The sequence below is a fragment of the Hallella bergensis DSM 17361 genome (assembly GCF_000160535.1).
GTDB lineage: Bacteria > Bacteroidota > Bacteroidia > Bacteroidales > Bacteroidaceae > Prevotella > Prevotella bergensis.
This window is the reverse complement of record NZ_GG704780.1, coordinates 571,787-587,580: the sequence shown is the minus strand read 5'-3', so window position 1 is coordinate 587,580 and position 15,794 is coordinate 571,787. Positions and strand designations below refer to the sequence as shown.

Annotated in this window: 7 protein-coding genes; all 7 read left to right on the top strand. The window is 45.9% G+C overall.

Translation table 11 applies throughout. The features are described 5' to 3' along the window. Positions 1-574 precede the first annotated feature (574 nt). The 7 genes from HMPREF0645_RS02255 (at position 575) to HMPREF0645_RS02225 (ending at position 15,792) form a co-directional block, all read left to right on the top strand. Positions 575-1,762: a DUF4876 domain-containing protein gene (locus HMPREF0645_RS02255; protein ID WP_007173207.1), complete on the top strand. Its 1,188-nt coding sequence runs from the start codon at positions 575-577 to the stop codon at positions 1,760-1,762. Positions 1,763-1,868: 106 nt separating this feature from the next. After that, positions 1,869-4,595 carry a TonB-dependent receptor gene (locus HMPREF0645_RS02250; RefSeq protein ID WP_007173206.1) on the top strand — a complete coding sequence of 909 codons (2,727 nt, stop codon included), beginning with the start codon at positions 1,869-1,871 and terminating at the stop codon, positions 4,593-4,595. Positions 4,596-4,600: 5 nt separating this feature from the next. After that, the gene (locus tag HMPREF0645_RS02245; protein WP_007173205.1) at positions 4,601-6,217 is read left to right on the top strand and encodes a DUF6850 family outer membrane beta-barrel protein; all 1,617 of its coding nucleotides are present in this window, start codon (positions 4,601-4,603) and stop codon (positions 6,215-6,217) included. Positions 6,218-6,233: 16 nt separating this feature from the next. Further along, complete coding sequence (locus HMPREF0645_RS02240) at positions 6,234-9,098, top strand: S8 family serine peptidase (RefSeq protein WP_007173204.1); 2,865 nt, start codon at positions 6,234-6,236, stop codon at positions 9,096-9,098. 4 nt (positions 9,099-9,102) lie between these two features. Next, on the top strand, positions 9,103-10,035 hold the full coding sequence (locus tag HMPREF0645_RS02235) for a PorV/PorQ family protein (protein ID WP_156777821.1): 933 nt from the start codon (positions 9,103-9,105) through the stop codon (positions 10,033-10,035). A gap of 1,156 nt (positions 10,036-11,191) precedes the next feature. Beyond that, positions 11,192-14,263: a SusC/RagA family TonB-linked outer membrane protein gene (locus tag HMPREF0645_RS02230; RefSeq protein WP_007173201.1), complete on the top strand. Its 3,072-nt coding sequence runs from the start codon at positions 11,192-11,194 to the stop codon at positions 14,261-14,263. Positions 14,264-14,322: 59 nt separating this feature from the next. Then, the gene (locus HMPREF0645_RS02225) at positions 14,323-15,792 is read left to right on the top strand and encodes a RagB/SusD family nutrient uptake outer membrane protein (RefSeq protein WP_007173200.1); all 1,470 of its coding nucleotides are present in this window, start codon (positions 14,323-14,325) and stop codon (positions 15,790-15,792) included. Positions 15,793-15,794: the final 2 nt, after the last annotated feature.

Here is a 15,794-nt window from a genome sequence, read left to right as displayed (position 1 = left end):
TCCGAGATTCTCGAAATTTGATGTAAAATGTAGGCAATTGACAATCAGATATTTATCTTGTTTTCTTTACCGCGGCCTTTTTTGTCGTCTGCCGTTGGGTATCAAACGGCCATGCGGTTAAGGCTTAGTCACACGACGAGAAGACTTCTGTCACACAATGGATAAGCCCAAACCGCACGACCAAAGGATACCAACCGCAGAGCCTGTAAAATTTTCTGCTAAATTTAACCAATACTGACAGTGAAAACATGGCGCTTTACTCGCTAAATGCCTTGGAAATAATTATCGAAATTTGGTAATTTCATTTTACTCACAAAGTCAACGCGTCAGTCAAGTTTTAGTTGCTAGTTCATTGCATGATGAGACAGGGCAGCCCGAATGGTAAAAACAACAGGGTATGGTATTAACCTTAAACCTGTAACATCTTGTATTTTCTCTTTTATTTAATGGCAAGGATATAGTATAAAACATATTTATAAATACCTATTATTAGGTATTGTAGCAGAGCGTTATTACTTATATCTTTGCAAGCAATATTTTATTATACATATTCAAACCTTTAAATTATTTAAGAATGAAAAAGCTATTATGGATGTTTATTGCCATACTTTCCTTTATTACGCTATATTCATGTTCGGAAGATGAGCAAGATCAACTGTGTGCGCTATCCATACAAATTGAAGGCGTAAATGACGCTTCCATGTACACTAAGTTTCAGGTTAAACTAACCGAACAAAAATCGGGAGCAACGACTACGGCTACCGTCAATGACAAGGGGATTGCCACAGCAACACTCCCACAGGGTACATACAAAATAACAGCAGAAGACGCAGAGAATGGTGCTTGCACCATGTATGGCGCAATAGACAATTATACGCTCAGTCAAAAGAATGCCGAACTGAAACTTGTCGTCAAACCTATTTTTGAGACTTTAGACAAGACCTTTGTCTTGGACGAGCTGTTTTTCAACTGTTCCTCAAACGATGGGGCATACGATCGAAATTATTTTGAAGAATATCTCACCATTAAAAATATCAGTAACCAACCATTGTACGCAGACGGTTTAAGTATCGCGATTGCTGCAGACCCTAATGATTCAGAAGCCGGAGAAATGACCGAATACCTCAAAAAGGACAAAATTGTCATCAGTCAGCTTTACACTATTCCCGGCAAAGGGCGTGAACACCTCGTGCAACCCGGCCAAAGCATAGTCATTGCGCATTCGGCCGTAGACCATAGTGAAGGTGGAAAGAAGGCGAAAGCGCGTAATCTGACAGGAGCCAACTTCGAGATTTTTGTTCCCCACCAATATGCCACGACGGTTGACAATCCAGAGGTAGACAACATGATTGTAAACTTCTCTACGTTCCAAGCCTTTCAATGGGGATATGGAGGAGGCATCTCTATTATGCTTGTAAAAACAAAAGAAGACGCTACTCAATATTGCAATGGGAACAAGGTGACAATGAACAACCCCAATGCTTATATGACAAAAAAGCAAGACTATGTTATCCTTCCGACCAATACGATCATCGATGGTGTTGAAATTGGCGCTAAAGGATCGCTCGTTCACAAGGCTCTGCCAAATAACATTGATCGCGGTGCCGTATTGATTGACGACACGCCGGGCATGATGGGCGGCTTCAAAGGTCTGTTTGTACAACGTAAAACGGCCGAAAAAGGTTATCTGCAAGATACCAACAACAGCACTGACGACTTTGTTGTTATAGCCAATGGGCAGAAAAACTATATCAAAAAATAGACATCTGATTGAGCGTGCAACCCTTTATCAGCTGCACTAAACGACGACACTAAGGTGCACTACGCGTGCGTCTTAGTGTCGTTTTCATATATTGTATCTAATCTTTATGCGCTACAAATTGTTTCTTTCCCTTGTGTTTCAGTTAAGCCTTGCATCTGTTTCGCTCGCACAAAACATTCTACAAGGCAAAATATACGATGGCAAGACCATGCAACCCGTGAGTTTTGCCAGCGTCTATGCTATAGAAATTGGCAAGGGCGTTATGGCTGATGTACAGGGGCAGTATGTCTTTCACCATGCCTTTAGCGGTGATTACCGACTCAGGATTTCATGCATGGGATATGCCACACAAGAGATAAGCGTCAAGGCAGGCACCACGTCTCTGAATGTTGCGATGCTCGAGCAAAGTGTTACGCTACGCGACTTTACTGTTACCGCCAAATATAATAGTAAAATTGGAAGCGAGGCCACAATCAACCAAGAAGCCTTAGAATACATACAGCCCACGTCTTTGAATGATATTTTTGTATTGTTACCAGGTGGAAAGATGGGCAGCAATAACATTCAAAATAACACACTTATCAGCTCTCGGCAGGTGGGAACAGACCTTGCCACTGCCTTTGGAATGGGTGTTTCTATCAATGGAGTGCCCATACAAAATGATGGCATGCGTATGCAGCTGAGCGGACTGACAGGATCATCTATGGCTGACCCTAACGGCAATGTGACTGCCAACACCGGGATAGACCTGCGAACCATATCCACAGACCATATCGAACGCATTACGGTTACACGAGGAATATCGTCGGCCAAAGAAGGCAACCTTAGCTCTGGAGCTATCAAAATAGATTTGAAGCAAGGCAAAAGCCCATTAAGGATAAGAGCAAAGTTTGACCCTTTAAACAAACTGGCATATGTTGGCAAGGGCTTTTTGTTGTCGGAACAGTTGGGAACGCTATATATTGGTGCAGATATTGTGCAGTCTGCCGCAGATATTGCCGACACGCGCGGAGCGTACAACCGCGTCACAACACAACTTAATTATAACAACAAATGTCAGTGGTGGGGCAAAACCATAGACTTAAACATGCGCGGAAGCTGTGTGACATCATTCAACAACAACAAGACAGATGCATTGATCAAGGCTTATCAGGAGAAATATAACACTTTATACCAACGCCTTGACTTCTCTGCCAAACTGAAGATGGCTCTCGAACTACCATGGATTGACTATATAGAACTGGTGACGTCGACAGACTATACCAATAACAAATTGGAACATCACAAGCATGTTGTCAACCATTCTGTCACTCCCATGCCACAGTCCTATGGCGAAGGTGAGCACGACGGAATCTTCCTGCCATCTACCTACGACACATATTATGAAATTATCAATCGTCCTATCAATACATTCGCACAACTTTGTGGACAAAAATTTGGTAAGTGGAGCAAATGCCTAAACTACAACCTGTTACTCGGATCCTCTCTGAATTATACCAAAAACTTAGGAGACGGAACGATTATGAACCCTCAACGTCCTCCATTTCCAACAAGCAGTTTCATACGTCCGCGCAAGAACAGCGACATCCCCGCATTGGTCAATCAGGCCGCGTTTGCAGAGATGACATTGCGTTTTCAGGCACGACGTAACGAGGTTAACATGCGCATAGGTGTTAGAGAGGCCATGATGCTCAATCTCCCAAAACATTATGACCTGCACGGCAAACCGTTGTTAGAGCCTCGTATACAATTGGCTTATACCATAACAGGGTCTCATCACATGCAAAACACGTTTCGCATAGGATATGGAGTTGAAAACAAGCTGCCCTCTGCCGACTATCTGTATCCTGATAAGGTATACCATGATTTGATGGTTATGAACGCCTACTTCAACGACGAGAGCAAGCGACGTCTCATACTTGACACGCATATAGCCGACCCCTCCAATCCACGTCTGCATGAAAACAAAAACAAAAAGTGGGAAATAGGCTACGACTTTTCTTGTCATGGATGGAAAATAAACCTGTCGGCGTTTCATGAAGAGATGAACGATGGCATCGAATACTTCACGCAATACGAGCCAGTGGCATACACCTATTATTATCAATTGAAACATCCCGTTAGCACAAGGCCCTCGCGCAAGGACTTCCTCTCTCGGACCATGCACTCTTTTTTATCTAATCGAATGCCCAAAAACAGCGCGAAAGTAATCAAAAAAGGATTGGAATACCGAATACACATTCCCACCCTAACTGCAATAAAGTCAGACATAGAGGTCAATGGCGCTTACTATCATACCATCTATACCGACGGTGTTCCTGTCATGTATTGGCCAGGCACTATCCAGAACGACAAGCCTTATCCCTACGTGGGACTATACGATGGATTTGAAAAAAAATATGCATCAAGCCTCAATACCAACATGTGGATTAACACAAGACTACCCCAATGGAAACTCATCTTTACCAATTTTATACAGACCGTATGGTTCACTAAAAGCAGATTAGGGAAGGATGTCGATATATATCCGGCAAATTACCTCGATTGTGATGGTGTCATTCATCGTTTTCGCTACGAAGATTTGGAACGAAATCCAATACTCCAATCGCTCAAACGTGAATTTATAGGCGCTCGGTACAACGAAAACAAGGCGCCTGTCTCGCTTCTATGGAATATAAAATTGACAAAGGAGATGGGGCGCTCGTTCAAACTTTCGTTCTTCGCCAACAATATTATACAGATTAATCCTAAATATGTAAATGCATATTATCAAACGACGCGAAGCTGGCACAAACCATTCTTTGGCGCAGAACTCACGGTCAACGTTTTTTAAGCAATATGAGAACACCTATTTACATTATCGGCTTGTTGCTATCTATTAGCGTTCAAAATATTTTCGCGCAGAACAACTTAACCTATCTGTTGAGTGGAGACAGGTTGGCCAGTTCCCCCTATGTTGAGCCAATGCCATTTCATAATACTGATATTGAGAACAGCGCCGTACATCTTATGCGTGAGAATGCCGCGCTCTTCCATTTCATGCAATCGCTCAACGATAGCAGCACTTACTTCAAAAGCCACCGTCGCGATAATGTCAACATACTCAAATCAAGCATTAACCATGTCAATACATCGGGAAAATATCTATCGTACAATGGATGCAAACTCTTTGATGGAGACATAGCCGCATCAGGAACATACCGCACCAATCATGGTACCATATTCGGAAACGCGACTTACATATACCGTGGCAAAGACGGTGTGACATATAATTATGCCACCCAACCAGAACTTTACAAACCCTATTTTGTAGGTGACACGCTGTCCAAGGGATGGCTGCGCCAAGAAGTTTATTATCTTAAAGGAGGCTACGGCTTCCGATTGGGCAAGCTCTACTATGGTATCGATGCCCTATATGAAGGCATTGCGCAGTCACGTCCAGACAACCCCAAGCAGTCAAATTACTCTTATTGGTTAACATTGGGACTAAACATGGCATACGTTCACCGCCAAAATCTTTACGCCATCAAGGTAACACCCGAGCTAAACAGGCAGTCCATATCGGCCAACACGGTGTCAGACGGCATACGTTTTTTCCAGTTTTATGGATTTGGGCAATGGCATCGTCAGGAGAGCAAAGGTACGTTGGCATACGGAAGGACACAAAAAATAGAAGGGGTTACGACCGAAATGCTCTGGCAAAGAGACGGGAAAACTGAAGACGAATGGGACGTTGCCACCCATCTGTCATACAATTACCGCCACGCCTGCACCGAGGAAACTTCGTTCAAAAACCTATTCGAACTTCACACCCACAGGTTCAGCCAACAAGTAGTACTGGACAGGCGGTTCGAAAGCTCATCCTTGCACATACAATTGATGGGCAACGAAAATGTCAAAAAAGGCGTGGAAAATATTTACGAAAACCAAATACAAAATAAAGAGCAATACATTTATGATGCGAAAAAAGTGGGAAGCGGACAGCTATACAAAGCCCGGAGCCAGTCTGTAGACCTACGTGCTAAGTACATTCTGCCTTTGTCCATAGGGCATCAGGTATACATGATGGCGGCAGCTAACTATTATGGTTACCAAGAGAGTTATGTTTCGCCACGAATGAAGATAACCAATCACTCTTTTTCTCCATCGCTTGGCACCGGCTATGCCATGAGCAACACTAAAAACAGTCTTGTGGCAGACTTTCTTCTCGACATGCGGCAGGGAATAAAAAATTATTATTCGGTGCCCATTCCTTTCGACAAGTTTGTCGATGCCCATGCCTACACGCCCTATTTGCTGCGTGGAGAGAACGCACAACGTTTATCGATGCGTATGGGCTATGCCCGAAACCTAAAAGGAAGGCAATGGTTCGGCATCGAAACAACCTTGTCCTACATGCGCTCTGACTATCGAAAAATAACAGCAATGCACTGTAGTTTGTTCTACTTCTTCTAATTTTTATACTTATATCATGTTCTCAAACAGCATAACATACAGCTTTCATATTGCCCAACAGTTATTGGCAGCAACAGCCATTGTCGCCTTTACGGCATGCACCGACACGATAACTACCACCGATCTGACAAGTCAGACGGAGTCGCGTAATGTCTCTATAATACCTAATAGGCTCAATATCAAGCTGAAAGCATGTGTCATACAGCAAATAGATAACTCAAGAAACACGCTGTCCACACCAACAGGAAGTGACTTGCTGGATAAATATTTGCGTGATGTCGGAGTCAATAAAATAGAGCGCATCTTTCCCTTTGCCGGCAAGGATGAGCACAGGCAACGAGCCGCCGCGCTCAACACATGGTACTCCATCGCCATGGACAGCACCAAAACGTGCGGCACAAGGGCTGCTACACAAAACCAATTAGAAACTATCGCAGACTATACCGAGCCTGCTTACCATGCTGTTTTGGAAAGCTCTGAATACATACCAGGCGATGACAAGCTGCAGACACGAGCAAACGAGGGCACATATTTTAACGACCCCTTGTACGACAAACAGTGGAATCTGCGTAACAATGGCAATATAGGGAACTATACTGACGGTACGGGAAAGCGCATCACAAGCAGTATTGCACATGCCGACATCAATGCCGAAGCGGCTTGGCGGCAGACAACCGGCGACCCGTCAGTGGTCGTTGCCGTTGTGGATGGTGGTATAGACATTCACCATGAAGATTTGCAAGGAAGCATTTGGATTAACAAAAATGAAATACCAGGCAATGGTATCGACGACGATAATAATGGATATATAGACGATGTGTACGGTTATAACTTTACGGAAGACACTGCGCTCATTACTCCCACGCGACACGCTACGCATGTTGCGGGGATTATCGCCGCTCGCAACAACAACGCAAAGGGCATCAGCGGCATAGCAGGAGGCAATGGTAATCCCGACACGGGGGTCAGACTGATGTGCTGTCAGATATTCAGAAACAATCCCAATTACGACCCATCTGACAAACACTCCTCGGAAACTATCGGCACGGGAGACCGCAACCGCGAAGCGGCGGCGATAGTATATGGTGCCAATAACGGAGCGATAATCAGCCAAAACTCATGGGGATACGATCGCATTATGAAACAAACGCCACAAGTTATTAAAGATGCCATCCACTATTTTAACACCTACGCAGGTGGCGACAAGACCGACAAACCACTGATGCAAGGTGGATTGGTGGTATTTGCTGCCGGTAACGATGCCACATCCGCCCCCAGCATGCCTTCGGCGGAATCGTCTGTGGTGTCGGTATCATCTTTCAACCCCGATTTTAGTGCATCTTGGTACACCAACTATGGTTCGTGGACCGACATCTCGGCACCAGGTGGTTCAAAACCGGTAAATGGGCTTTATCCGTTGCAGGACGGCCAGCCCACGTCTGCCATATTGAGCACCGTGCCTGCCACCACGGCTCATCCCAATGGTGGCTATGCCTATATGCAAGGCACGTCAATGGCCACACCACACGTGTCGGCCATTGCGGCGCTTATCGTTTCTAAATACGGCAACGGGCATTTCACCGCCAAACAACTTAGGGAAAGACTATTGACAGGTGTTCGCCCAATAGATTACAACAAGTATTTAACCGAGACATATCGCAACTCCATGGGCAGTGGCTATGCCGACGCACTCGTGGCACTGGCCGATTACGACCACGACACAACTCCCGCAGCACCCTTTTTCCTTGTCAATCAGGCTACACCCGATTATGGTAAAATAAGGCTGGCGTGGACATCAAAAAACAATGGGGCTGATGGCTCATTACAAAAATATGTGCTCTACTGTTCCAAAAATCCCATTACAACAGCCAATTACACCAACAAGGATGTCCAAGCGTACAACATTCCTGCCCAATTTGCCACAGACAACCAAGTGTTTCAATATGCCATCACGCATTTGGACAACAACACAAAATATTATTTTGGCATATTGGCAGAGGCGAGGAATGGACACCAATCGACTTTGACTGTGTTGCCAAACAGCATTGCGACGCTCAACAACACACCACCACAAATCACACCAGACATCGAAAGCGAGCGCATAACGTTAGCCGGCAATGACACCAAAGACATCACGCTGCGCATCGAAGACCCTGAGAACCATAAATGGACTGTGGCCTTCAGTACTGTTGATAGATTGCGCATCGTCCGTACCCAATCTGGGGTAAATATACACATAGAGGCCAAACATTACATGCCGGGCGTTTATCCAGTCATTGTTAGCGCAAGAGACGAGTTTGGCGCCAAGAGTTCCTATCAATTCATCATAGAGGTGGTGGCAGACAAAGCCCCTTCCATGAAGAGTCAGGCGCAGAAGATACGACTGCGGTTGGGTGAGTGCACGCAAATTGATTTACGCGAAATAACGGACGACGAAGACGTGAACTCAGTTCGGTACGAACTGATAAACAGTGAAGACCAGGGAACAGATATCTCCGTCAAAGATGGTCGTATGAACGTGATGGGCTCCACATGGGGACAGCGACAAATACACATAAAAGCCACTGACAAGCACGGACAGAGCTGCACGATGACCTTCGACGTGTTTGTATATCGGAATGAAGGTATATACAGTTTGTTTCCCACGATGACCACTGGAACGTTATATCTTAAGGTGGGAGATACCATTGATGGCCATGTAAAGTGGGAAATAAGGAATGTGGCGGGTAAACTGGTTAAAGCTAACGCTTTTGACACTTCCTCATTAGATGCTGACAAGCGCACTTATTCAATGGATGTGTCAAGCCTCACGGTGGGGCAATACACGCTCTACATAACCTGCCAAGGCAAGACCTACCAAGAAATGTTCGTTAAAAACTAATGCCATGAATAAATATCTCCTCATCGTAATCGGATGCCTCGTCTCATGCCATGCGATGGCGCAAGGCCGACCTTTTCCCATCACAGACCTACCCTCATCACCCCGCTCCCTTAGTATGGGCGGGACTACAACTTTGCGAGATGGCGGTTGCTACGTCTACACACAGCCATCCAATATTTTTATGACGCAAGACACGTCTATGAGAGCCGACTATCAATTAGGTTACATTGACAATGCCGAGCATGTCAACAACTACACATGGCACACGCTCACCATGACTTGGCGACGTGAAAAACAGGCTATAGGTGTAGGAATGCGATACCTTGACATGGGCAAGCTGGAACAAAACGTGGACAAAGACATGAACCAGGTGCCTGGAAACGGGAAATGCATGCGTAGCTTCTCATTCGACATGGGATACGCCTTGCAACTAAACAGCAGCCTGTCCGTATATGCCACGGCGGCACTGATGAGCGAGAGGACATTGTTGACCATGAATGGCTGTGCGCTGAACACAGGTGCAGCCTACTCCTCACATGGGCACAACATATCATATACTGCCGCCATGGGAATCCGAAATGTAGGCTTTTACAGCTATCAAAACACCACCAAAATGCTTACTCCACTCGTATATATAGGCGGAAACATTTCTTTGCCGACATGGGGCAACCAAAGACTTACTGTCGCTGCAGAATCTGGAGCCTATGTGGGCAATGGACGCGTCAAAAGCAGTTGCACCCTCTCGATGGGCGTAGCCTACAGCGTATGCCGTTATCTCAGCTTAAGAATGGGTACACATTGGGGAGATGAAGACAACTATATGGCATACGGATTAGGTGCGAGATTTGGGAAAATATCGATCGATACTGCCATAAAGACACCGGTCACGGCCAATGTAGGCAAGATGTACATGGTTGGGATTGGAGTGAATATTTGACAATATCCACTTCTTAAACTCTCTATACCACCGTATTTCATGTCTTGAGGAGTTTGTGGCAAAGTCGAGTTCCTGGTGTTGGATCAATACAAAAGTAAGAGGCAAAACCTACAATTTGTATGAACCTCCTACCCGATTCAACAAGTCACTTTTTTGGTTCATCCGACATTTGGAGTGATAACCCTAATCTAACACGAGATGCAAGATTATTCCCGACGAGGGTGACTCCTGTGTCCTATTACATCAACTAAAATGGATCATCGTTCATCCATGCAGTTTTGTTCTCATCAACAGATGTATAGGGTGAATCCAGAGACAACAGATACTAATATTTTTTCTGACAAACATCTCTCTATATTTCGCGAATTCAAAAATAAGAATCCATCGGTTTGGAATTCGAGAAATTTGAGATAATTCGTAGTGGGTTGACAATCAGAGTTTTAATAAATATGATTTTACCATACGGCTTTTGTTGTCTACGATTAGATATCAAACGCCACTGCGGTTAAACTCTAACCACGATGCGACAAAGGCTCGGTCGCGCAATCGATAAGCTCGAATCGCGGTGCCACAAGGCTGTAACCGCATCGGTCTTGTGTTTCTGATGTTCTTCAGGAACAAAGTTATCCGCAAAAACATGGCGCATTTTTGTCCAGATGCGACGAAAGGAATTGGCCGGAAACGGTAATAATATTTTATAAAGTGAAGAGTGAAGAATGTAGAATGAAGAGGGATGAATATGCACTACATGACTGTCGTATCACTCGAAATGTCGGATGAGTCATTTTTTCTGATGGAAGCACTTGAAAAGGTAATGAGGTTTATGTTAATTCTTTAGCATTTATACATAATTTTATAGAACCTTTAAAATAAAAGGGTATCTTTATTGCAAATTATTATTTTTTTTGTATTTTTGTGGCTGAATTTTGGAGGTGTGAATAGTCTGTTCACTTTGGCTTCCTGATATGTTAAGGAATATGTTGGGATTCGGAGGTGAAACGGGCATTTATGGGAATTTAAGACTGGCCTGATTTTACAGGCCATTCGCATGAAGCTATAGAACGAATTTAAGAAAAAGGTGGATAGCTGTCTGCCCATTCACTTCGGCATGTTAGCTCTGCGGAAAATATTACCCTCACATTATTATATATAAGCGATGTATATCACAGAAAGATTAAAGGAGAAAGGAAGGCTTGCGGCCATGGTTCTCTCACTGCTGGCACTGCCTGCATGGGCGAGTGCCACGGAGCAGATCTCAACCCAAAATCAACAGGTTGGCCAGCTTAAACAGCAACAGAAAAGTCGATTGTTGCAGGGGCAGATTATCGATGAGAACAATGAACCGCTGATCGGTGTGACCATACAGGTGGAAGGTACACCAGCGAAGGCTGTATCTGACGTTGACGGCAACTATCAGATCTATGTGCCCAGAGATCAAGGTTGCAGGGTGATATTCACCTATGTGGGCATGGAGAAGCAGGTGCTTAACGTGAAAAAAGGTGAGGACAAAATTACGGAAAATATCGTGATGCACAGCAGCCAGGAATTGGAGGCTGTTGTAGTTACGGGTTTTTACACCCGTAACAAGGAAACGTTTACCGGGGCGGCACAGACCTACCGGGGCGAAGATCTGCGTAACATCTCCCCGACCAATATCATGCAGGCACTGTCGACGTTGGATGCCGGTATTACCATTAGTCAGAACAATGCAGCGGGAAGCAACCCCAACCAGATTCCTGACCTTGTTGTGCGCAGCACAACGTCGCTGGCTACAGGTGAGGAGAGTGGTCTGAACAGTCCGTTGATTGTTATTGACGGCGTGGAGCAAAATTTGCAGGCTCTCTACGATATTGACATCAACGATATTGAGCGTGTGGATATTCTCAAGGATGCCTCGGCCACTGCCCTCTATGGTGAGAATGCTGCCAACGGGGTTATTGTCGTTGAGCGTAAACGGGTAAGTCAGTCGCCGGTCAAGGTGCGCTATACGTTCACGCCGACGTTGAGCTTTGCCGACCTTGGTAGTTATGACCTTTGCAACGCCGCCCAGAAGTTGGAACTGGAACGACGTGCCGGGCTCTACAACTCGTTGAATGGCAGTTTGGATCAGAACTATTACGACAAACTTGCCTTGGTGAGCAGCGGCATCAACACCGATTGGATTTCGAAACCGGTGCGCAACAGTTTCTCCCATGCCCACTCCATATCTGTTTCCGGACGCGGACAGGGGCTTGACTACAATATTAACGGCAACTATGCCAACACACAGGGAGTCATGAAAAACGATGGGCGCAGCCGATATGGCATGGACATCTATTTGTCGTACCGCCAAGTGAAAAACCTGATCCTTACGCTCCGCGCCAGCCACAGTGAACTGAAGGTTAAGCCTTCCAACTATGGCACTTTCTCTGATTACACCCAGGCCAACCCTTACGATTTGCCCTACGACGATCATGGCCATCTGCGTCGCATGCTGTCATACGCCAAGAATAACCCGCTCTACGAGGCCTCACTGAGTAGCTTCAGGAAATCGGAAAGCCGAACCAACGAAATTTCTCTCGACCTGCGCTATAATTTCAAGCCTACGCTCTATGTCACGGCACAAGGTTCCTTCAATACCACGCGTGGTACAGAGGATACGTTTGTCTCGCCCGAGAGCAATCAGTTTACCACAACCCTTGATAACACGAAGAAAGGAAGTTACCAGCTGGGTAACACTGGTAGCGATAATTGGTCGGCTAAGATTGTGGGAAACTGGATTATCAACTTTGATGATGCCGGGTCGATGCTCACGCTTAATGCCGGTGGTGAGGCTAAGCGCCAACGTTCCTATCTGCGTAATCTCGCAGCGACGGGTTTTCTGAGCAATGATCTCAGCGACATTGTCTATGCGACCAACTATCCTGACGGTCGCCCTTCCGGCACAGAAGACATTGCTACGAGCATGGGACTTTTTGCATCGGCCAACTATGTTTACAAGATGCGTTATTTTGTGGATGGTTCCTACCGTATGTCAGGGTCGTCGAAGTTTGGAGAGAACAATCGCTACGCACCGTTTTGGAGCGGTGGTGTGGGCTGGAACCTGCATAATGAGAAATTTATCAAGCGCCTCGGATGGATCAATACACTTCGCCTACGTGGCAGCTATGGCTATACCGGCAGCGTGAAATTTTCCAGCTATCAAGCTGTAACCACCTATCACTATACCAATGATTATGTGCATTACAGTGGAGTAGGGGCTGTGCCGCTTGGGATGTCGAATCCGGACTTGACATGGCAGACCACTAAAAAAGCGAACGTCGGCATAGTATCAGCGATGTTCAACGACCGCCTGAATGTAAATTTGGACTATTATCGCGAGAATACCGATGACATGCTTATCGACATGTCGTTGCCCCCGTCGTCGGGAGCGACAAGCGTCAAGAGCAATATCGGACGTCAGAAGAGTAATGGTGTCGAGTTTAGTGTGTGGGGTAGGATTGTCGATACCAAGGACTGGACACTGACGACAACGCTGAACGGCCTGCATACCAAGACCACCATTCTGGGTATCAGTGAAGCCTTGAAACGTTGGAATGAGCAGAATGCCGCCAACGACAAGAGTGCTGCACCACGCCTGCAGTTCCGGGAGGGTGAGTCGCCAACAGCTATCTATACTGTGCGCTCGGCCGGCATAGACCCGGCTTCCGGCAAGGAAATATTCATCAAGAAGGATGGCAGCTACACCTATGACTATACTACGGAAGACCTGATGAACTGTGGTGATACTAACCCTATCTTGCAGGGGTCGATCAGTGCACAGCTGCGGTGGAAACGTTTCTATCTCATGACCAGTTTCTCCTATAGATTTGGCGGAGATATGTATAACTCCACGCGCGCCTCAAAGATAGAGAACATTGACCCGCAGAAGAATGCCGATGTGCGTGCATTCACCGAGCGGTGGCATAAGCCCGGCAACGTGGTGCCCTATCTGAACATCTCTACCGAGGGTGGAAAGTCGTTTGTCTATACAGACCGTTTTGTGGAGAGAGATAATGAGTTTTGGTTTTCAAGTCTTCAGCTGCGTTACGATGTACCTGACGAGTGGTCTCGGAAATTCTTTGCCGAGAAAGTATATGTCAGCGTTGGAACGTCAGACCTGTTCCGACTCACATCGGCTAAATATGAGCGTGGCACAAGCTATCCCTACAGCCGTAGTGTGAACTTTACGTTTAACATCACTTTCTAAGCCTTTGCGTTCAGAACAATGGAGATGCGAACATTGAACATAGATTTACTGAAATAAAAATGAGAAACAATTTATACAAGATATTGCTGATGGGTGCTGTAGTGCTGTCGATGACAGCCTGCGACGACTTCCTCGATGTCAGACCCAAAGCGGAGAAGCTGGAGCGAGAACAATTCTCTACTGCCAAAGGGTTTGAAGATGCCATTTACGGCGTGTATGGAGAGATGCAGACCACCGATCTCTATGGTAAGAATCTCACATGGGGGGTCACAGAGTTGCTGGCTCAGAATCTGACATCCAGTAGTACGGCAGCTGAGGCTTTAGAGAAATACGACTATACCAGCAATGCCACTGTGCGTAAAATGTTTAGTAGCATTTGGACGAAAGCGTACGAGACCGTCGGACATGCCAATAACATTCTCGACCAGCTTTCGAAGAAAAGCCCTGCTGACCTGCCTCTGTATAACTATTATAAAGGTGAGATGCTCGGCGCGCGTGCCATGCTTCATTTTGAGTTGCTGCGCATGTTTGCGCCTACCGACACCACGGCCATGGGCATACCTTACGTGACGGGATATTCGCCTACGGTGAAGCCTTTCGAGACCGTTGGAGCCAACTACCGACATATCCTCTCCGATCTTACAGAGGCTGTGACTCTGCTTCGTGCCGAGCGCGACATCATCACTTACCCGCGTCAGGACACCAACTATGATAAGTTCCTAAACAAGCAGGAAACTCATCTTAATGCCTACGCTCTCGAAGCTTTGCTTGCCCGTGTCTATTGGTATATGGGCGACTTTAGCAATGCCGCGCGTCATGCCGAAAGTGTTATTGCCAGCGGTGCATTTCCATTGGTTAATGAGAACGAGGTGAAAGATTATGTAGCTGGGGTGCTCTCGCCCAAAGAGACGATATTTGGGTTGTTTTCCACAACATGGGCAAGTACGGTGAAGTCATACCTATACAATTACACAACTTTCTTTTCTTATACGCCATACTACAACGGAGCCTTTACGGGTACTAACTATATCGATCCCTATACCGAAATATATGCCAGAAACATCAGTGCTACCGAACAGGATCGCCGACTTGATCACTTTATACAGAAAAAGGGATATGCCACGTGGCAGAAAATGGTGGACTACTACAATATAGAAGGCAACAAGCGTGCTAATGAAGACAGTTACATCAAGGGCATATCAGTGCTTCATGTGGCTGAGGTCTATCTGATCGCTGCAGATGCCTTGCTCGACACCAACTACGACCTTGCCTTGCGGTATTTTGATGCGGTGGTTCAGAGTCGTGGACTCAACGGCTATGCGCGTCAAGGCAAGACACTTACCCATGATATCCTCTTTGACGAGTATCGCAAGGAGATGTTTGGTGAGGGACAAACCTGGTACAATATGAAACGTCTGAACCGTGATATCAAGAGCAACCACGCAAATCGTGTGATCCCGGGTAGTAAGGCGGTGTACAATATTCCCATTCCGGAAGATGAGTATGAATACAGAAATCAGGAGGACTAAGT

Excerpts from the sequence above, each read along its gene's own strand:
- HMPREF0645_RS02250 (WP_007173206.1), top strand. The coding sequence starts at position 1,869 with ATGCGCTACAAATTGTTTCTTTCCCTTGTGTTTCAGTTAAGCCTTGCA.
- HMPREF0645_RS02240 (WP_007173204.1), top strand. The coding sequence starts at position 6,234 with ATGTTCTCAAACAGCATAACATACAGCTTTCATATTGCCCAACAGTTA.
- HMPREF0645_RS02235 (WP_156777821.1), top strand. The coding sequence starts at position 9,103 with ATGAATAAATATCTCCTCATCGTAATCGGATGCCTCGTCTCATGCCAT.
- HMPREF0645_RS02245 (WP_007173205.1), top strand. The coding sequence starts at position 4,601 with ATGAGAACACCTATTTACATTATCGGCTTGTTGCTATCTATTAGCGTT.
- HMPREF0645_RS02225 (WP_007173200.1), top strand. The coding sequence starts at position 14,323 with ATGAGAAACAATTTATACAAGATATTGCTGATGGGTGCTGTAGTGCTG.
- HMPREF0645_RS02230 (WP_007173201.1), top strand. The coding sequence starts at position 11,192 with ATGTATATCACAGAAAGATTAAAGGAGAAAGGAAGGCTTGCGGCCATG.
- HMPREF0645_RS02255 (WP_007173207.1), top strand. The coding sequence starts at position 575 with ATGAAAAAGCTATTATGGATGTTTATTGCCATACTTTCCTTTATTACG.